The sequence below is a fragment of the Methylocystis sp. Uni0008 genome (assembly GCF_056838045.1).
This window is the reverse complement of record NZ_CM166370.1, coordinates 164,061-183,087: the sequence shown is the minus strand read 5'-3', so window position 1 is coordinate 183,087 and position 19,027 is coordinate 164,061. Positions and strand designations below refer to the sequence as shown.

At 61.9% G+C, this 19,027-nt stretch carries 22 protein-coding genes; 7 read left to right on the top strand and 15 right to left on the bottom strand.

Features of this window, described 5'->3' with window-relative positions:
* Positions 1-340 precede the first annotated feature (340 nt).
* The 5 genes from AC0X69_RS00905 to AC0X69_RS00885 all read right to left on the bottom strand — a co-directional run bounded on the left by AC0X69_RS00905 (position 341) and on the right by AC0X69_RS00885 (position 4,465).
* Positions 341-1,369 (bottom strand): class I fructose-bisphosphate aldolase, encoded by a 1,029-nt coding sequence (locus AC0X69_RS00905; protein ID WP_482610406.1) that lies wholly within the window; start codon positions 1,367-1,369, stop codon positions 341-343.
* 544 nt (positions 1,370-1,913) lie between these two features.
* Positions 1,914-2,210, bottom strand: a complete 297-nt coding sequence (locus AC0X69_RS00900) for a hypothetical protein (protein WP_175095452.1) — start codon at positions 2,208-2,210, stop codon at positions 1,914-1,916.
* A 313-nt stretch (positions 2,211-2,523) separates the two neighbouring features.
* Entirely contained in the window at positions 2,524-3,726 is a 1,203-nt protein-coding gene (locus tag AC0X69_RS00895; RefSeq protein WP_482610404.1) for an NAD-dependent formate dehydrogenase, read from the bottom strand.
* Between the two features lie 49 nt (positions 3,727-3,775).
* A complete protein-coding gene (locus AC0X69_RS00890) occupies positions 3,776-3,916 on the bottom strand; it encodes a hypothetical protein (RefSeq protein ID WP_175095450.1) in 141 nt (46 codons plus the stop codon).
* Between the two features lie 219 nt (positions 3,917-4,135).
* Positions 4,136-4,465 (bottom strand): hypothetical protein, encoded by a 330-nt coding sequence (locus AC0X69_RS00885; RefSeq protein WP_482610402.1) that lies wholly within the window; start codon positions 4,463-4,465, stop codon positions 4,136-4,138.
* Positions 4,466-4,580: 115 nt separating this feature from the next.
* On the opposite strand from AC0X69_RS00885, the gene AC0X69_RS00880 reads away from it, so the two are divergent.
* From AC0X69_RS00880 to AC0X69_RS00870, 3 genes are all read left to right on the top strand, one after another.
* Positions 4,581-4,922, top strand: coding sequence for a hypothetical protein (locus AC0X69_RS00880; RefSeq protein WP_482610401.1), 342 nt, complete (start codon positions 4,581-4,583; stop codon positions 4,920-4,922).
* A gap of 81 nt (positions 4,923-5,003) precedes the next feature.
* Entirely contained in the window at positions 5,004-5,189 is a 186-nt protein-coding gene (locus tag AC0X69_RS00875) for a hypothetical protein (RefSeq protein WP_482610399.1), read from the top strand.
* Between the two features lie 214 nt (positions 5,190-5,403).
* On the top strand, positions 5,404-5,550 hold the full coding sequence (locus AC0X69_RS00870; RefSeq protein WP_482610397.1) for a hypothetical protein: 147 nt from the start codon (positions 5,404-5,406) through the stop codon (positions 5,548-5,550).
* 261 nt (positions 5,551-5,811) lie between these two features.
* On the opposite strand, the gene AC0X69_RS00865 is transcribed toward AC0X69_RS00870, so the two are convergent.
* Positions 5,812-5,991: a hypothetical protein gene (locus tag AC0X69_RS00865; protein WP_424375760.1), complete on the bottom strand. Its 180-nt coding sequence runs from the start codon at positions 5,989-5,991 to the stop codon at positions 5,812-5,814.
* Between the two features lie 619 nt (positions 5,992-6,610).
* Between AC0X69_RS00865 and AC0X69_RS00860 the strand changes: the two genes are divergently transcribed.
* Positions 6,611-6,907, top strand: a complete 297-nt coding sequence (locus AC0X69_RS00860; protein WP_424375759.1) for a helix-turn-helix transcriptional regulator — start codon at positions 6,611-6,613, stop codon at positions 6,905-6,907.
* On the opposite strand, the gene AC0X69_RS00855 is transcribed toward AC0X69_RS00860, so the two are convergent.
* From AC0X69_RS00855 to AC0X69_RS00830, 6 genes are all read right to left on the bottom strand, one after another.
* Positions 6,837-8,117, bottom strand: a complete 1,281-nt coding sequence (locus tag AC0X69_RS00855) for a tyrosine-type recombinase/integrase (protein WP_482610396.1) — start codon at positions 8,115-8,117, stop codon at positions 6,837-6,839. The genes AC0X69_RS00860 and AC0X69_RS00855 overlap by 71 nt on opposite strands.
* 292 nt (positions 8,118-8,409) lie before the next feature.
* On the bottom strand, positions 8,410-10,017 hold the full coding sequence (gene guaA, locus AC0X69_RS00850) for a glutamine-hydrolyzing GMP synthase (protein ID WP_482613282.1): 1,608 nt from the start codon (positions 10,015-10,017) through the stop codon (positions 8,410-8,412).
* 58 nt (positions 10,018-10,075) lie between these two features.
* The gene (locus AC0X69_RS00845; RefSeq protein ID WP_482610394.1) at positions 10,076-10,516 is read right to left on the bottom strand and encodes an endonuclease domain-containing protein; all 441 of its coding nucleotides are present in this window, start codon (positions 10,514-10,516) and stop codon (positions 10,076-10,078) included.
* A gap of 42 nt (positions 10,517-10,558) precedes the next feature.
* The gene (locus tag AC0X69_RS00840) at positions 10,559-11,854 is read right to left on the bottom strand and encodes an RsmB/NOP family class I SAM-dependent RNA methyltransferase (protein WP_482610393.1); all 1,296 of its coding nucleotides are present in this window, start codon (positions 11,852-11,854) and stop codon (positions 10,559-10,561) included.
* Between the two features lie 73 nt (positions 11,855-11,927).
* Positions 11,928-12,917, bottom strand: a complete 990-nt coding sequence (gene glpX / locus AC0X69_RS00835; protein WP_482610391.1) for a class II fructose-bisphosphatase — start codon at positions 12,915-12,917, stop codon at positions 11,928-11,930.
* Between the two features lie 6 nt (positions 12,918-12,923).
* A complete protein-coding gene (locus AC0X69_RS00830) occupies positions 12,924-14,222 on the bottom strand; it encodes a homoserine dehydrogenase (RefSeq protein WP_482610389.1) in 1,299 nt (432 codons plus the stop codon).
* Positions 14,223-14,395: 173 nt separating this feature from the next.
* On the opposite strand from AC0X69_RS00830, the gene smbP reads away from it, so the two are divergent.
* Positions 14,396-14,758 (top strand): small metal-binding protein SmbP, encoded by a 363-nt coding sequence (smbP, locus tag AC0X69_RS00825; protein WP_482610387.1) that lies wholly within the window; start codon positions 14,396-14,398, stop codon positions 14,756-14,758.
* 39 nt (positions 14,759-14,797) lie between these two features.
* On the opposite strand, the gene AC0X69_RS00820 is transcribed toward smbP, so the two are convergent.
* From AC0X69_RS00820 to petA, 3 genes are read right to left on the bottom strand one after another with little or no spacing between them, the layout of a single operon-like run.
* On the bottom strand, positions 14,798-15,712 hold the full coding sequence (locus AC0X69_RS00820) for a cytochrome c1 (protein WP_482613281.1): 915 nt from the start codon (positions 15,710-15,712) through the stop codon (positions 14,798-14,800).
* Positions 15,713-15,746: 34 nt separating this feature from the next.
* Positions 15,747-16,985, bottom strand: a complete 1,239-nt coding sequence (locus AC0X69_RS00815; RefSeq protein ID WP_482610385.1) for a cytochrome b — start codon at positions 16,983-16,985, stop codon at positions 15,747-15,749.
* Positions 16,986-17,039: 54 nt separating this feature from the next.
* Complete coding sequence (gene petA, locus AC0X69_RS00810) at positions 17,040-17,570, bottom strand: ubiquinol-cytochrome c reductase iron-sulfur subunit (protein WP_482610383.1); 531 nt, start codon at positions 17,568-17,570, stop codon at positions 17,040-17,042.
* Between the two features lie 201 nt (positions 17,571-17,771).
* Between petA and AC0X69_RS00805 the strand changes: the two genes are divergently transcribed.
* Both AC0X69_RS00805 and AC0X69_RS00800 read left to right on the top strand, forming a co-directional pair.
* Positions 17,772-18,248: a tRNA (cytidine(34)-2'-O)-methyltransferase gene (locus AC0X69_RS00805; protein ID WP_482610381.1), complete on the top strand. Its 477-nt coding sequence runs from the start codon at positions 17,772-17,774 to the stop codon at positions 18,246-18,248.
* Between the two features lie 100 nt (positions 18,249-18,348).
* Positions 18,349-19,020, top strand: a complete 672-nt coding sequence (locus AC0X69_RS00800) for an rRNA methylase (RefSeq protein ID WP_482610379.1) — start codon at positions 18,349-18,351, stop codon at positions 19,018-19,020.
* The last annotated feature ends 7 nt before the right edge of the window (positions 19,021-19,027 follow it).

Genomic DNA, 19,027 nt, shown 5'->3' with positions numbered 1-19,027 from the left:
ATCAGACTTGCCGCTTCCGGTCGCTGCCAAACGATACATTGCGCTAATGGTGCGTCTCGACTGTCCCGATACAACGAATTGAGGGCTGCGTCAGTCTACGTGCACATGGCGGATTCGAATGGGAGCATTCACGCTCGCAGCAAGCTGCAGCAACGCCCGTGAAATGGCGCATTCTTGCATTCACTTGCAACGCGACAATGTCCGCCATCGTGCCACGACCAACCGAACATCAAATCGAAGACGTCGCCGCCTACTTCGCGAGCGTCGCTCCGCCGCGCCGCCGGCCCATGCCACCGAGCGCGTCCAATGTGAGGGATATTTCCAGCGGGAACGCAACCAGTCACGGTGCGGCGCGTTCTTCCATTTCCGTCCATTGTCCCTGGGTGGCAAGCGCGTTCATATGAGCTCGGTGAGTGAAAGCCGCCTGGGCGTCGAGAACATTGCTCGGCATTCCGGACCAGGTTTTCAACGCCGCCGTCTGCAAGGCTCGGCCGTAACTGAAAGTCAGCGCCCACGGCCCGCCAAGGCGATTAATGGCGTTGAGATTTGCGGTCGCCTCAATGTCGGATTGGCCGCCCGACAGGAAGGCGACACCTGGAATCGCCGCTGGAACGCAATTTTTCAACGCCCGAACTGTCGAAAGCGCGACTTCTTCGGGCGATGCTCGCTTCGGATGTTTTTGTCCGGCGACGACCATATTGGGCTTCAGCAGCATTCCTTCGAGGAAGATCCGAGCTTCGTAAAGCCGCATGAAGACGGTCTTCAATACGCGTTCGGTCACTTCGCCGCATCGCTCGAGATCATGGTCGCCGTCCATTAAGACCTCGGGCTCGACGATGGGCACTAGATCGGCGTTTTGGCAAAGCGCCGCGTAGCGGGCGAGCGCTTGCGCATTCGTCTCGATCGCGTAATCCGTTGGAATACCCCTATCGGAACCGACGCCGATAACCGCGCGCCATTTTGCGAAGCGCGCCCCTAGGCGACGATAATCGTTCAGCCGTTCGAGCAGACCGTCGAGACCTTCAGTGATCATTTCGCCGGGAAAATTGGCAAGCGACTTTGCCCCCAAATCGACCTTGATGCCTGGAATGGCGCCGGCCGCCTCGATGTATTTGACGAGTGGCGTCCCGTCGCTGGCGGTCTGTCTAATAGTCTCATCGAAGAGGATGACGCCAGAAATATATCGATTAATTGCCTCTTCGGCGCGGAACAGGAGTTTGCGGTAATCGCGCCGCGTCGCCTGGGTAGAGTCGACGCCGATTGCCGCGAACCTTTTCGCGATCGTTCCGGCGCTCTCGTCGGCGGCGAGAATGCCTTTCCCTGGTGCGACCATGGCTCTCGCGGTTCGAACGAGCACGTCCTTGTTCATAATCCTTCTCCTCCGAGCCAGCCCGGTCGATGACAACTACGTTAGAGATGCATCCTTGGGCGCTTTCCTATTCCGCTATGCCGAAGCGTATGTGCCTTTGTTGAAGCTACGAATTGAACAGACGCTGACATGAATGATGCGCTCCCACCCGACGCCGGCCGCCGCCGCGCTTCTTGCCGAGACTGACAGTTCAATGAACTCCGCCCGCATCAAGGAAAATGGTGTCTCGGAAAAAACGCCAATGGAGACCTTCATTGATGCGCTGACTTTGGCGCCGTCGCTTGAGCCACCCAACGGCAGCTCATGCCGTCAGTCAGATCAAGTGCCCACTTGTACAGTCAATAAGACGGGGTCGGAAAAACCAGAAGTTTCAGAGCGCCACGAGCGCGCCAAGCGGATTTGGATCCGATCTGCGTACTTGCCATATGGGCCCGCAGCATTATGAGGCCGGACACATGAAAGCGCCCGACCACATGCTCGCGCCTAAAGAAAATCCTTGCATTGGACGGGGGCGTCCCCACACGAAACACACCATATTCAACACTCAGCGCTCTCGTTTTACTTGTCCCACCCGTGAAGCGAGGTGCGCAAAGGATTGGCTACGGCCCTCGGATGACGCTTGTAACGCCTGTCTCAGAAAGCGCACCGGGAAGCAGATCGCATCCACATTCGCGCCCCGCAGTTCGGCGGGCCGATTAGAATCCGCCACCAGAGCAGATTCTGCTTCCGCCAACAGCCGATCGATTTCAGCTTCCTCGAAAACTCCCTTTTCGCGCAAAGCGACAAGCAGGGCGGAAATGACGACGTAAAGGCCCTCAAGCTGAAGATTCGCAGTATTCATGGTTGCCTCCTGGCGTTGGCATAAAGTCCGCCGCCATCGTTCAGAGGCGTCCCGGGCAATGGATCGTGCGCCCACTCAAACTCCCACACAATAGCCGACGCGTTCTGTCGCATCGCCTGTCGATTGTATTTTAGAGGTCGCTTTTGCTTCGTGGCTTCGAGGTTTGGCGAGAGAAGGTCCGAAAAGCCCTCGGCAAATGATAGCGCTCGAATGAAGTAACTGTTTGGGCTCCCGAGTTCGACACCAAAGCAATGCTTCAGTCGTCCATGATCGGGTCTAGGACCAGCTCCAACGCATCGAGAAGCGGGCAACGTCAGCCTTTCTTGAAGCGGACGGCTTCTTCCGATCCGCTGGTTGCGTCGCCTGCGCTATATGAATGCGCCCCGGCGCCGGCGAGCTTCCCTGCGCTAACGATTAAGTATTCATCGCGGATCGGGCGATTGTCGAACCAGCATTCGAGAATCTCCCGCACGCCAGCTGCATAACGCGTCTGCGCCGTCAGACTGGTGCCAGAAATATGCGGCGTCATGCCATGGTGCGGCATACTTCTCCATGGATGGTCGACCGGTGCTGGTTGAGGGAACCAGACATCGCCCGCATAGCCGGCCAATTGTCCGCTTTCAAGGGCACGCACAATAGCGTCGCGATCGCAGATCTTGCCGCGCGCGGTGTTAACGATGTATGAGCCGCGCTTCATTTTCGCAATTAACGCGTCATTGAACAAATGTTCGGTCTCCGGGTGCAACGGGCAATTTATAGTGACGACGTCACAAACCTCGACCATGCTTTCCACACTGGGGTGATACGTCACATTCAGGTCTCGTTCGACCGACTCCGAAAGACGATGGCGGTCGAAATAATGAAGGCCGACATCGAATGGCTTCAACCTCCGCAGTACTGCCGAGCCGATGCGACCGGCGGCGACAGTGCCGACCTGCATGGCTTCAAGATCGTAAGAACGCGCTACGCAATCTGCTATGTTCCAGCCGCCTGTCACGACCCATTGGTACGAAGGGATGTAATTGCGAACCAGTGCGAGGATCATCATCACCACATGTTCGGATACGCTGATGCTGTTGCAGTATGTGACTTCAGCGACGGTGATATTGCGATCGATCGCTGCTTGCAGATCGGTGTGATCAGATCCAATGCCCGCGGTCACGATGAGCCTGAGCTTGGGCGCCTTCGCAATCCGCTCGCGAGTCATGTAAGCCGGCCAAAAAGGCTGCGAAATGACGATGTCGGCGTCAGGAAGCTCTTGGTCGAGTATGCTGTCCGCGCCGTCCTTGCTGGATGTCACTACTAGGCGATGACCGTTCGACTCTAGGAATTTGCGTAGTCCTAGTTCGCCGGAAACGCTGCCAAGGAGCGTACCCGGCTTGAAATCGATTGCTTTTGGGGAGGGCAGCGTTTGTCCGTCGGGATAGCATTTGGGCTGAGCCACGTCATCGCGCGCATAGGCTTTCGGATAACCGTCGACCGGATCGTCGTACAGCACGCATACGATCTTGGCCATGTTCCGCTCCCTCTCTCGCTGGGATGCAGGGCGTTATGCTTTCGTGGCTCTACCCATCAGCGCCAAGCGCGAACTGGCCTCGCTCATGGATACGCGCAAGCTCCGCCTCACCAGCCTCATCATAGTTGTCGACGTAGATAGCGCAGATCGTTTCATAGGCGATGCGTTCAGGGTTATCTGTCGATTTCACCGAAGACGATATCCAGCGAGCGACGACAGCCGAGATGTCTACCAGGCGGCAATGCGATCGAGAGCGGTAGTTGCCCCCATCCGCCCGGCATTGCCCTGCTTGCACTATAACGCTTTGAATTGATGGCTCAGGTCGAGGCGGGGAAATCGCCGGAAAATTCAAATTAGTTTAACGGTCCACCCACCACGGCCCGAGGCGCGAACCGGCGCATTCTGGCAATTAAGTGCAATGCGACATCGCCGCCACTGGCCGCCGCTTGGCTGCGACGCCGTCCAAAACGGGCCAGTCGCGACGGCAGCGAGCTGCTTCGCCAGACATCTGCTGAAGTTGAGAAGGCGCCTTGCTCGCCGGGTAGTCCAGAAGATGCGGCGAAGGATCGAAGGCGACGATCGAGCTCGTATTGATGATCGACGATCCCGGCTGCAAATGCGGCAGAGCCGCTTTTGCAATCCAGAACAGCGCGTCACTTGCCTTCCGGAGGAACGCCCCGACGCTGGACGTAAGCGCGGGGCGTTTTTTTTTGGTGGCGGCCAGGACAAGGGCGCGCAATCGTAGGTCTCGCGCCGCAGCAACGAATTTCGCCATAGATCGTCGAATGTTGTGGCTGCGCTGCGGCCCTGTGATATCTTTTCGAACTTCAACGACTACAGTGAGGCTCAGCGTTTTGGCGCGTCTTGTCCTCTTAGACAAAAAGAATCGTGTTTGCGGCGACACGGCGGTTTTTTCGCCACGTTGCTCTTATGCCTGGGCGTACGCCTCCACGTGCTGCAAACCGGATATTAAAGGGTTAGCCCCTATCGCCGCCCGCTTGCTCGACGAGAGCTTGGGCAAAACATGTCGTGCCTATAAATTCTCGACGTTCGAGTCGAACGGCGGTTCCGATGGCTATTTCGTCTTTGATTGCGATTGCTACCAAGCGGCCCCGGCGGATTTGGGTGACCCTGCGGCGACGGCGGCGGTCATGATGAGCTGCGTTTATGTCGGCTATGTACGCCGCGACCATTGACCCTCCCTCTCGTTAAGCCAGATGACTTTGGCGGGCGTCGACCTCCGAGAGCAGGACGTTCGCCGAAGGGAGGGATTGGCAATGACGGATCAAAGGCCATCCGGCGAAAGGGAATGGGAAATCACAACCAACACCTATATCTTCGCCGGTGTTGGCGCACTAATTCTGGGCGTTCTCGCCTATCTAAGCCTCGGCGGCATTCCCAACATGATCGCTGCAGCCGTCGTGGGCGGATTGGCCGGCGGCGCCTTGGGTCTCTTTTTTTAAGGTGAGCATGAGCTGACGCGGCAAATTCAGGGGCGCAGCTTACGGGCTTAATTGAAAGAGGCGAAGGCTAGCGCCCCAGGAAGCGACTCAGCGCCAGTAAAAGGCAAGACATCAGGCGTCGAGAAGATTTCGCCGGTGTAGCGGACCAGCCCGACCATGTTGTTGGGGTCGCGCAGATCGACGAGACCGTAGCTGTTGAACAGGCCGCGCCGTCATGCAAATTACCTACACGCCCAAGTTCGGACCCATCGGCCGGTTACTCGATCTTCTGCTGCTGCGCTGGAAAATGAGAGGGCTGATGGACAGCGCGCTCAAGGGTCTCCAGCAGAAATCCGTCGAGAGCTTGGCAGCCAACGGCTAGCACCAGCAATTGACCGAGAAGCAGGACTGTACCCAGCGTGAGCTGGCCACTGAGGAACTGGTCATTTGGCGCTCGCCAGATTCCTGTAAGCCTCAAACGTCGCGCGTTCTATCCAGCATTCCGCGAGCTGTACGTTCTCGCGAAACGAACAGAACTACGTCTGCGTGATTTCATAGATCCTGATGCTCGTCATGTACGGATTGCCCTCCGCCATCCTCTCCGCGTCCTCGAGACTTTCGGCGTTCACCACGATGACGCCGGTTATCGCCGAAGATCACGCGGCAAGGGCCTGGCGCCGTTTCTGGATATCTCTCGGCCATTGATAAGGCCATATTGCTCGACGATATTGTTTTTTATGGATTGGAACCAACGGTTCCACGCTTGCATGATTTCCGGCGTGGGCTTTTCAAATCCGTAGGTCAGAAAAACAAATTGCTTCATCGTGCACTCCTTTCGCAGCGGTCATTACGTTCGCTCATAAAAGTCGCGTTTCAGATGGGCTCAGCGCGGCATCGATCTGGCGCCCGTACTCTTCGAGATGATCCTCTGGGCCGACCGACACGAGAGGACGGCGGCCCCGCCGGAAGAGGTAGAAGTATGGAGCGCCATCGTGCTGGATATCTAGCGTCAATTCACCAGGCGTGGGCTGACTCAGCCGAGTAACCACAGTTACTGTCGACGTCGCACACGCCCATTGTCGGTGTGACACCCGCTACTCGTCATCCCGCCATAGACCGGGTAGCCGACAGCCATGATTCGGCGGTGTTCGCGCGGCGGATCTCGCGGCCGTGCGCCTCGCCACCGTGCGCAGCGCGGCGCCCGGCTTTGAATCGGAGTCGCGCGACTTCGATTCGGCGTGCGTCGAATGAAGCGCGAACTCGGCGGATGGTGGCCGCCGCAGCTTGGAACCATTTCGCATTCGTGAGCGAGAGACGCAGAACATATTGTCCGAATTCTACGCCATGGCCCGCCCTGACCCGATCTCCCCTAATTCAGGCTTCCACTTATCGATAGCTATTGCTTTCAATTCTCCTCAGTCATGAACTCGAGGCGCCGCAAGATGGTCCGTTTGACCGACAAGCCAACTAGACGAACAATCCGCCGGCATCAGTTGCGCGAGATGGTCCCGCTCGCCGACAGCACCGTCTACGAGATGGAACAGCGCGGAGAATTTCCTCGACGCTTCGCTCTCTCACCACGATGCGTTGTGTGGGATCTTGCGGAGGTCGAGGCATGGCTCGCCTCGCGCCGGTCAGCACCCATCCGGCGCGCTCAGTCTCCCGACGTCAGACAACGGCGCTTGCGCCCGGTTCGAGAGCGGGATCCGGTTCAAGCAGCGGCATCGAAGGCGGAATGAGCGTCGGCACGCGCTTCTTGCCGGCGAGCCAGGCGTCGATGATGTCCGACCACTCCTGCATCATGTGGCGACGCTGCACTTCGTACTCGGCCTTATTGTAGACGCCGCGCGACGAACGACCATCCTCGTGCGCCAGGCACTTCTCGATCCAATCACTGTTAAAGCCGAGTTCGTTCAGCAGCGTCGATCCGGTCCTGCGCAGATCGTGGACGGTGAACGGCTCCAGCGGCAGCCCCTCCTTCTTCGCTTGCTCGACGACCGCGTAGGTGACGCGATTGAACGTCGCGCGCGACATCGGCGCGTCCGCGTCATAGCGCGACGGCAAAAGGTATCTCGAATTTCCGGCGCACGTCTTCAGCGCGATCATGATATCGAAAGTTTGGCGCGACAGATAAACATTGTGCGCTTTCGAGCGCTTCATCCGCTCCTTCGGGATGGTCCACACGGCATTCTCGAAATTGACCTCGTCCCAAGTAGCGTCCTGCAGCTCGCTCTTGCGCACCATAGTCTGCAGGTAGAGCCGCATGCCGAGCCTGATGGTCGGCAGTGTTGCCACCTTCTCGAGCAGCTTGAGCATGATCCGAATCTCGGTCGGCGAGAGCGATCGGTCCTTCGGCACGAAGGTTGCGATCGAAGACGGCCCCACATCGTCAGCGGGGTTGGCGACCTTCTCGCCGTGCAAGATCGCGAAGCCGAAGATCTGCTTGACGATGTCGCGGACGTGGATCGCTGTCGCCGGCGCGCCTCGATCGACGATGGCGCCGCAATGAGCTCGGAGGTCATCCGGGGTGATTTCGGTCAGCAGCCTGTTACGCCACTTGGGGAGTAGCTCGCGCTCGAAGATCGACCGGCGCATCGCCCGCGTGCTGTCCGCCATCGGCGCCGCGGTCAACCATTTCTCACCAAACTCGCCAAAGCACTTCGCTTCCAGGAGCCGGCGCTTCTCCCGCTGCTTTTCAATCGCAGGCGATCGTCCTTCGCTGATCGCCCGCTTGGCGTCGATGCACAGCTCGCGCGCCCGAGCGAGCGATAGGCCCGCTGGCCCGTACTTGCCGAACGTGACGGTCTCGCGCCGCCCGTTCATCCGGTAATCCAGCCGAAAAGTGAGGGTCCCCGACGGCTTCACGAGCACATACATGCCGTCCCGGTCCGTCACTTTGTAAATTTTGTCTTTTGATTTCAGGTGCTTAAGGGCTGCATCCGTCAGCATCTCGCCTGTCTCCGTGAAAAGACCGTCAGGCCATTTTCTGGCACGTTTATGGTGAAATCTCTTTTATTTCTAATGAGCTATGCCGAAAAAAAGACCGTCAGATGGTGCTCGGACCCTGACGGTATCGGACGAAATCGATTTTCGCAATGGGGAAGCATACCGTCAGCGAGTCCGTCAGCGGCAATCTCTGCCGGCCGATAGTCTCTGATCGATGGTGGAGGATTTTTTATTTTTAATCAGTATATTACGTCGCATATCCGGATACCCATGGATACGCTGGGAATGGCCTGAATCATTCCCACTCAATGGTCCCCGGCGGCTTCGACGTAACATCATAGACGACACGGTTGACGCCTTTCACCTCATTGATGATGCGCGTTGCGGCGCGGCCGAGAAAACTCATATCGAAGGGATAGAAATCGGCGGTCATGCCGTCGCTAGACGTCACGGCGCGCAGCGCGACGACGTAATCATAGGTGCGCCCGTCACCCATCACGCCGACAGAACGCACCGGCAAGAGCGCGGCGAAGGCCTGCCAGATCTCGTCATACAATCCGGCCTTGCGGATCTCGTCGAGATAGACGGCGTCGGCCTTGCGCAGGATCGAAAGCTTCTCGCGCGTGACGACGCCGGGGCAGCGGATCGCGAGCCCCGGCCCCGGAAAGGGATGGCGCCCGACGAAAGCTTCGGGCAGTCCGAGTTCGCGGCCGAGCGCGCGCACTTCGTCCTTGAAGAGTTCGCGCAGCGGCTCGACCAGCCGCATGTTCATGCGCTCCGGCAGTCCGCCGACATTATGATGCGATTTGATCGTGACCGACGGGCCGCCGGTGAAGGAGACGCTCTCAATCACATCGGGATAAAGCGTGCCTTGTGCGAGAAACTGCGGCGCGCCGCGCCCATCCTGCGCGATCTTCTTCGCCTCGGCTTCAAACGTCTCGATAAACAGCCGGCCGATCGTCTTGCGCTTCGTCTCCGGATCGTCGACGCCTTCCAGCGCGCCGAGGAACAGATCCGCCGCTTCGACGTGATGCAGCGGAATATTGTAGTGGTCGCGAAAAAGCCGTACGACCTCTTCCGCCTCGCCCTGCCGCAACAGACCGTGATCGACGAAGACGCAGGTCAGCGCATCGCCGATCGCTTCGTGAATCAGCACCGCCGCGACGGCGCTGTCGACGCCGCCGGAGAGGCCGCAGAGCACGCGGCCGTCGCCGACCTGGCGCCGGATCGCCGCGATGGCTTCGCCGCGAAACGCCGCCATGGTCCAGTCGGACTTCAGCCCGGCGACCTTGTGCACGAAATTCGAGAGGAGCTTCGCGCCGTCGGGCGTGTGCACGACTTCGAGATGAAACTGCACGCCGTAATAGCGGCGCGCTTCATCAGCAATGGCGGCGAACGGCGCGTTCTCCGAAGCGGCGATGACGCGAAAGCCTTCCGGCAGCTTCGTCACGCGGTCGCCATGGCTCATCCAGACGGGGAAGCTGCCGCCCTTCTCCCACACGCCGTCGAGCAGCGCGCTTCGCTCCAGCGCCGTCACATCGGCGCGGCCGAACTCGCGATGATGGCCGCCTTCGACAAGCCCGCCGAGTTGCGTCGCCATCGTCTGCTCGCCGTAGCAGATGCCGAGCACCGGCACGCCGGAGTCGAAAATGCTTTGCGGCGCACGCGGTGAGCCCTCCTCCGTCACCGAACATGGCCCGCCAGAGAGGATCACCGCCTTGGGGCGAGTGTCGGCGAAGGCGCGCTCGGCGGTCTGGAACGGCGCGATCTCGCAATAGACGCCCGCCTCGCGCACGCGCCGCGCGATGAGCTGCGTGACCTGCGAGCCGAAGTCGACGATCAGCACCTTGTCATGGCGATCGGCGATGTCGTTATGGAAGGAGTCGGTGGCGGTTGCTGGCATAGGTTCTCTAATCATCGCCCCCTCCCTGTCCCTCCCCCGCTTCGCGGGAGAGGGGACCCTAACGATCGACGTCACGCGGTTCGTTATTCGGACCCGGATCGGACTCCCTCTCCCGCGAAGCGGGGGAGGGTTGGGGTGGGGGCAATCTTTCCTCGACGCGCAACCGTATCATTTCAAGCACGCCGTCAAATTCTGCGTAGACCGCCGCATTGGTCACGCGCAAGACCGAGAAGCCGTTATCCTCAAACCAAGCGTCGCGGCGGCGGTCGCGCGAAAGCTCCGCGTCGGTGGAATGGGTCGCGCCATCAATCTCTATGACGAGCCGGGCGGCGTGACAAAGAAAATCCGCGATAAAGGGACCGCAAGGCGCTTGGCGGCGGAATTGCAGCGCATGAAACCTGTGGCCGCGCAACGCCGACCATAATTTACGCTCGGCATTCGACATGTTGCGGCGAAGCTTGCGAGCGAAGGCCCCCTTCGGAACTTTCCCATCCGCCATGCACCCCCTCCCTGTCTCTCCCCCGGTTGGCGGGAGAGAGACCTAACGACTGGCGTGTAGCAAGACGCACACATAAAACCCATCGGTGCCGCTCGTCGCCGGGGACAGGCGGACGCCGGGGCCATGCGGCGACGCGAAGCGGGCGAGCTCCGGCAGGCCCGCCTGTTCAGCCATTTCTGCGGCCGAGCGAGGGGCGAAATCCGGGATCGACACGAGGAAAGCCGCGACCTGGTCCTCGTTTTCCTCGCGCAGCACCGAGCAGGTGACGTAAGCGAGCCGCCCCCCCGGCTTCACGAAACGCGCCGCCTTAGCCAGCAGTTCGCGCTGCTCCTTCAGCCTCAGGTCGAGCGCGCCCGGCGCGAGCCGCCATTTGGCGTCGGGATGCCGCCGCCAGGCGCCGGTTCCGGTGCAGGGCGCGTCGATCAGCACGAGGTCGCAGCGCGCTTCGAGGTCGGCGATCACGTCGGCCTTGCCGCGCGGCGCGCGCACCTGGACGTTGCGCGCCCCCGCCCGCTCCAGGCGCTCATGAATCGGCGCGAGCCTGCGGCCGGCCGAGTCATGGGCGTAGATCTGGCCGCGGTTGTGCATCTGCGCCGCGAGCGCCAGCGTCTTGCCGCCCCCGCCGGCGCAAAGATCGAGAATCTGCTCGCCGGGCGCGGCGGCGCAGAGCAGCGCGGCGAGCTGCGAGGCTTCGTCCTGCAGCTCGACGAGGCCCTTCACATAGGCGGTCTCGCCCGTGAGCGCCGGCCCCCGCCCCTGCCCGACCTCGATGCGCAGGCCGATCGGCGAGAGCGGCGTCGGCGCGGGGGAAAGATGCGCGAGCTTTTCCAGCGCCTGCTCGCGCGAGCCTTTCAGAATATTGACGCGCAGATCGACGGGCGCGCGCGCCGCCAGCGCCGCGCCTTCCTGCGCTGCGCGCGCGCCAAAGGCCGCCGCGAAACGCGGCGCCAGCCATTCGGGATAGTCGCCCCGCACATGCTCCGGCGCAGTCTCGAGCGAGGCCGTCTCCAGGCGTGCGCGCTCCTCGTCGGAAAGCGGCGCCGGCGCATGGCCCGCGCCGGAGCAGAGCGCCGCGATCGCCTCCGCGTCGAGGCCGCGCGCCTCGCGCAGCGCGCCGAGCATGATCGCGCGCGGCGCGTCCGAACCCATGATAAAGGCCGCGGATGCGCGCTTCCTCAGCGCGTCGAAAACCAGGCTGGCGATCGCGGCGCGATCCTTCGAGCCGGCGAAGCGATGCGCGAGACCCCAGTCCTTCAGCGCATCGGCGGCGGGCCGCCGGCGCAGCGAGAGATCTTCGAGCGCCTCGATGGCGGCGGAGACATGGGCGGCGGGGGTCATCGGCGCGACATACCTCCCGTCCGCAATGAAATTCGGTTGCTCGCCAGCGCAGCGCTCTCATGCGCGTTCGACGTCAATCGAACTTCCCCTCGGCGCGATGTATCGCATGGATGCGGCGGATCGTGCCCGTCGCCGAACGATAGACGATCGTCTCCGTGTCGATCGTCGTCTTGCCGAGCGACACCCCGCCGACGAGCGGACCGGCGGTGACGCCAGTGACGCAGACGACGACGTCGCCGGCGGCCATGTCGCCGACCGCGTATTTGCGGCGCGGTTCGAGAAGGCCGAGACGCTGCGCATTCGCGATCTGATCGCGCGTTTCGAGCGCGAGTCTCCCCTGCATCTGACCGCCGGCGCAACGCAGCACGCAGGCGGCGAGCACGCCTTCCGAAGCGCCGCCGCGGCCAAGATACATGTCGACGCCGGTTTCCGAAGGATGGGTGGTGAGAATGATCGCCGCAACGTCGCCGTCGGTAATGAGGCGCACGCAGGCGCCCGCGTTGCGGCAGGTGCGAATGATGTCGGCGTGGCGCGGCCGATCGAGAATGCTCACGGTGATTTCGCTCGGCCGCACGCCCTTGGCGATGGCGAGCGCTCTGACATTGTCGCCCGGATCAAGATCGAGATCGACCGTGCCTTCCGGATATCCAGGACCGATGGCGATCTTGTCCATGTAGACGTCGGGCGCATGCAGGAGCGAGCCCGACGGCGCCATGGCGACGACGGCGATCGAGCCCGGCATGTCCTTGGCGCAAAGCGTCGATCCCTCGAGCGCCGCGACCCCGATATCGACGCGAGGGCCGACGCCTGCGCCAATTTCTTCGCCCACATAGAGCAGCGGCGCCGCGTCCTGGTCGCCCTCACCGATGACGATGCGCCCCCGCACCGGAAGCCGCGACAGTTCCTCGCGCATCGCCTCCGCCGCGGCGAGGTCGGCGGCCATTTCGTCGCCGCGCCCGCGCAGTCTGGCCGCCGCGACCGCGGCGCGCTCGGAAGCGCGCGCAAGCTCCAGCGTCAGATAGCGGTCGATCTGCGACGCGTCGGTTTCGGATTGCTGCGTCATGTCGCGCTACTCGCGTTCGATGCGGATGACCTGCGCGCGCGAGACGATGACGCCGTCCTGATAGATCATGTCCAGCGCCTCGCGCACCAGATGTTCGCTCGTCGCATGGGTGATGAGGATGACGTCGACGCAGTCGCCCGGCGCGCCGCGCGCGCCGCGCTGCACGATGCTTTCCAGCGATATTCGGCGCTCCGCCATGCGCGTGGCGATCTTGGCGAAGGCGCCCGCGACGTCGCGCACCGACATGCGGATGTAATAGCCGCCTTCGTGGCGCTGCATCGGCGTGCGCCTGAGTTCGGCGAGCTTGGCCGTCGGCAGGCCGAAGGGCGCCGAACGCACGCCCTTGGCGATGTCGGCGATGTCGGCGACGACGGCCGAGGCGGTGGCGTCGCCCCCCGCCCCCGGCCCGACGAGCGTCAGCTCATGCACCGCGTCGGCGTCGATGGTGACGGCGTTCAGCACGCCCATCACCTGGGCGATGGCGGAGTTCTTGCTGACCATCGTCGGATGAACGCGCTGCTCGACGCCATCGGCAGTGCGCTGCGCGACGCCCAGCAGCTTGATGCGATAGCCAAGCTCGGCGGCGGCGTCGATGTCGGCGAGCGTCACGCGCTCGATGCCTTCGATATCGATGGCGCTCGCGGCGATGCGCGTGCCGAACGCCAGCGAGGTGAGGATCGCGAGCTTGTGCGCGGTGTCGAAGCCGCCGATGTCGAAGGTCGGATCGGCCTCGGCGTAGCCGAGTTTTTGCGCCTCCGTGAGGCATTCCTGGAAGGACAGCTGCTCCTGCTCCATGCGCGACAGGATGTAATTGCAGGTGCCGTTGAGAATGCCGTAGACGCGTTCGATCGAATTGCCGGCAAGGCCTTCGCGCAGCGTCTTCACAATCGGAATGCCGCCGGCGACCGACGCTTCGAAAGCGAGCGCGGCGTGTTTCTCCTCGGCGAGCGCCGCGAGATGCAGACCGTGCGACGCCAGCAATGCCTTGTTGGCGGTGACCACCGGCTTGCCATGGGCGAGCGCCGTCTCGACGCTGGCCCGCGCCGGCCCCTCGGAGCCGCCGATCAATTCGACGAAAAGGTCGATCGTCGGCGATGCAGCGAGCTTGATCGGATCGGGGAAGAATTCCACGCCCGAAAGGTCGGCGCCTCGCTCCTTTGTCGCATCCCGGGCGGAGACGCCGGCGACGACGATATGCCGCCCGGTGCGGGCGGTCAGCGCCTCGGCCTGGCGGCGCAGCAGGCGCGCTACCGCGGCGCCGACGGTGCCGAGCCCCGCGATACCGACGCGCATGATCTCCGACATTGCAACCTTTCCGGGAAAAATAGCGGGCGATGGAGCGCCCAGAGACGTAGCGCCTTGTGCCTGATTTGACGCGTTCGATCAAGAAATGGCGGACAGCGCGGATTGAGAAGCTTTCGCTGAAGCCCTACCTCTTGGACATGCTATGCCGCCCGCTGGGCGATGAGGAGATGACCATGACGCGCAGAGCGAGCGTATTCGCCTTTGTAGCCGCTGCGATGCTGGCCTTGTCCGGCGGTCATGCGATGGCGGGCATCGGCATTCATGTGGAGGCCGCGATAGAGCACGCTCAGGAGGCGATCGAAGACGGCGCAAAAGGCGACTCGAAGGAAGTCGTGACGCATGTGATGAGCGCGCTCGGCCATGCCCGCGAGGCGCTGCATGAAAAAGCCCTTGAACGGGACCGCGCCGCCAACAAGCTGCTGCACCGCGCGATCCGGCATCTGCGCCTGGCCGAAATGCGCGCGCGGTTTGGCGACACGACCCGCGCCGTCAAGCATGCGACCAGCGCGCTCGCCGAATTGAAGAAGATCAAGTGATGGGTGAGCGTGCGCCCAACGCTGACCGGCGCGCCGCAATCAATGCGGCACGCCCGACCAGATCTTGCGCTTGGTGAAGTAAAGCAGGCCGACGAAAACGACGAGGAAGCCCAGCACGCCCAGGCCAACCCGCTTGCGGGACTCAAGATGCGGCTCGGCGACCCACAACATGAACGCCGCGACGTCCTTCGCGTATTGGTCGATCGTCTGCGGCGCGCCGTCGTCGTAGGTCACGACGCCGTCGGAAAGCGGCGGCGGCATGCCGATGCGCCGGCCGGGCATATAGGGATCGTAGAACTGTCCTTCCGGCAGTTTCACGTCTGGCGGAGGATCTTCGTAGCCCTCCATCAGCGAAACGATATAGTCGACGCCATGCTCCTGATAGGAGAAGCCGGGCAAGGCGTCGAACAGGAAGAGCGGAAAGCCCCGCGAATAGCCGCGCGCCTTGGCTAGCACCGACATGTCCGGCGGATAATTGCCGGCGAGCGCCGCGCGCGCCGCCTGCTCATTGGCGAAAGGCGGCGGGAAGCGGTCGCTCGGGCGACCGGGGCGATCGTAATATTCGCCGGCCTCGTTGGGTCCGTCCTTGACCTTGTAGCTCGCCGCGAGCGCTTCGACTTCCTTTTCCGAGAACTCAGGTCCGCCGGGCTGCGACAGATTGCGGAAGGCGAGCATCTTGATCGAATGGCAGGAGGAGCAGACCTCCTTGTAGACCTTGAATCCTCTGCGCAGCTGCGCCTTGTCGTAGCGGCCGAAAGCGCCGGCGAAACTCCACTCGAAGCGCTTGGGCTTTTCCTCGTGCCGCGTGCTTTCGTGGCGCGCTTCCTTTTCCTTCGCCGAAGGGGCCGCGACCTGATCGGTGGCTGACGGCGGCGCTTCCTGCTGCGTCCAGGCGGGACCGGCCAGCGCCATCGTCGTGGCGACCGCGAGAGAAACCAGCGACAATCGCTTCATCAGTGGATTCTTGCCCAGTGAATATGCATGCGCGTTAAACATGGGACGTTTCCCCGCGCACGATCGAAGAGTCGATCGACTCAGGAACGGGTTCCGGTTTCTCGATCCTGCCGATGACAGGCAGGATGACGAGGAAGTGCAGAAAATAATAGGCCGAAAGCAGACGCGCGAACCAAAGATAGACTCCTTCGGCAGGCTGCGCCCCGAGATAGCCAAGCCCTATGCAGACGGCCAGGAAAACCCAGAACTCCTTGCGAAAGAGCGGTCGATAGACCGCCGACTTCACCTTCGAGGTGTCGAGCCAAGGCAGCGCCGCGGTGATCAAAATGGACAGAAAGAGCGCGATGACGCCGAGCAGCTTGTTCGGTATCGCCCGCAGGATCGCATAGAAGGGCAGGAAGTACCACTCCGGCACGATGTGCGGCGGCGTCACCAGCGGGTTGGCTTCGATGTAATTGTCGGGGTGGCCGAGATAATTCGGCACAAAGAACGTCAGCCACGCATAGACCAGGAGAAACGCCGCGATCCCAACCGCGTCCTTCAAGGTCGCATAGGGCGTGAAAGGCACCGTGTCCTTCTTGATGTTCTTCACCTCGACGCCCGAGGGATTGTTCTGACCCGTCACATGCAACGCCCAGACATGCAGCGCGACGATCGCGACGATGATGAACGGCACGAGATAGTGCAAGGCATAGAAGCGATTGAGAGTCGGATTGTCCACGGAGTAGCCGCCAAGCAACCAGGTGGTGATCGACGTGCCGACAACCGGGATGGCCGAGAAAAGATTGGTGATGACGGTCGCGGCCCAGAAGGACATTTGCCCCCAGGGCAGGACGTAGCCGAGAAATCCCGTCGCCATCATCAGCAGGAAGATGATGACGCCGAGAATCCACAGGACTTCGCGCGGGTCCTTGTAGGAGCCGTAGTACATGCCCCGAAAGATGTGGATGTAGACGGCGAGGAAGAACATCGAGGCGCCATTGGCGTGCGCATAGCGCAGCACCGTTCCCCAATTCACATCGCGCATGATCTTTTCGACGGAATCGAAAGCGAGCGTCGTCTCTGGGGTGTAATGCATCGCCAGAACGACGCCCGTCACGATCTGCGCCACGAGCATGAAGCTCAAAACCGCGCCAAACACCCACATGTAGTTGAGGTTCTTTGGCGTCGGATAGGCGACGAAGGAATCATGCATGAAGCTCAAAATCGGCAACCGGCGCTCTAACCAGCGAGCGAAGCCGCTTTTGGGCGTGTATTGGGAGTGTCCTTCCATGGGCCTGCTGCTCTCGGAATTTCGTGGGAGAAATTGAAGGGCGCTCGGCCTTGGCTAGCCGATCTTAATTTTGTTTTCCGTGAGGAAGGCGTAGGGCGGCACTTCCAGATTCGTCGGCGCGGGGCCGCTGCGAATCCGCCCCGACAGGTCGTAGACCGAGCCATGGCAGGGACAGAACCAGCCGTTGAATTCGCCTTCCTTGCCGGTCGGAATGCAGCCGAGATGCGTGCAGACGCCGATGATGACCAGCCACTCGGGCTTTTGGACCCGCTTCGAATCGGCCTCCGGATCCGGCAGAACCGATAGCGGCGTGTCCTCGGCCGCCTTGATCTCGGCCGCCGTGCGGTGACGCACGAAAACAGGCTTGCCGCGCCATTTCACAGTAACGATCTGGCCTTCGGGAACTGTCGAAAGATCGACTTCCGTCGAAGCCAACGCGAGGGTGGACGCGTCCGGATTCATCTGGGCGATGAGCGGCCAGACCACAGCGCCGGCGGCGCCCGCGGCGGCGACGCCGGTGGCGACATAGAGAATATCCCGGCGGCTGGGCTCCGCCGGCTTCACGGCGGCATCTTTGCTTGTCACGCTCGAACCTCTCCCAACGGTCTCAAGTCTCCGCCGCCTAGGCGGCGGCTGCGCCCAAGGCGACCCGTTTTACGCGAATCTCAGCCGCTGTCCACAATACGCGACAGGGAAATTTGGCCGTGGCCGCCGTGACACAAGACCTTGACGGCATTCGCGGCGATATGCCGCAAATCCGCCGTTTCATCCGATTGGAACGCGCGAATGGCTCCTCTCACGCTTGCTCTGTATCAGCCAGACATCCCGCAAAACGCCGGAACGATGCTGCGAACCTGCGCATGTCTGGGCGTCGCCGCGGCCATTATCGGGCCTGCCGGCTTCCCCATCAGCGACCGCGATTTCCGTCGCGCCGGCATGGATTATCTCCATCGCGTGACGATTGACCGACACGCCTCCTTCTCTGCGTTCCAAGACTGGCGCGCGGCTCGCGCCGAGGCTGGCGAAACGCGCCGCCTGCTGCTGCTGTCCACCCACGCGGCGATCTCCTTTCTCGACTGCGACTACAAGGAAGGCGACATTCTGCTCGTCGGCAGAGAATCCGCTGGCGCGCCGGAAGAGGTCCACGCCGCGGCCGATGTGGCGCTGCGCATCCCCATGCGCCACGGCCTGCGCTCGCTGAACGTCGCCGTCGCCGCGGCGATGGTCATGGGCGAGGCGCTGAGGCAGTTGCACGCCCTTTGACCAGGTGCGCCGCCGCACAGCGCGTCGCCAAAAGCCCCGATTAGTCTGAAACCGTCGGCGTTTTTAACGCGATATTAACTGAGTTGTTCGGGAGGGCGATATGACTCATCAGGCAATTCGCATCTCGCTCGCGCTTTGGGAGCGGCTGCTCAAATCTCTTAACGCAGCTCTGTTCACCATCCTTCTCTGCATCGGCCTCTATGCGCTGGTGACCAATTTTTCGGAGGCGCGCGGCGTCCTCGGCAAGCTCTTCGTCAAGTTCATTCAGATCGAGAGCTTCGAGGGGTTCAACATGAAAGCCGCCTTCAAAGTGGATCAGATCGCCGCGTCGACGCCGATCTATCAGGATCTGCCGGCGGAAATGAAAGACTTGCTGCCCGACGATATCCGCTCGCTCCGCGGGGCGTGGGTGGAGCGGCTCCTCTATGTCGGCGACCAGGGCAAGCTGTGCGACTTCGAATTCGCAAATCAGAAAATGAGCGAGGATTACAATGCGGACCGGCATCTGGCGGCGGACGGTCTGATCACGATGAAGGACTCGCGAGAGGTGAAGGCGCAGGTGGTGGAAGACATGCGACAGGCGAAGCTGAAAAACGACGAGTGGCCGAACGGAGAGCCCCGCCTCTGCTATGTCACGGAACTCACCAAGCGCGGCCGCAACGTCAAGACGGCGCTCGTGCAGTTTCTTCGCGCCGGCTTCGCCGCGGCGACGGGGACGCCCGCCGCCGGGCGCCAGAACTCCAAGATGAAAGTCGCTGATATGGCGCGGTAACTGTCCA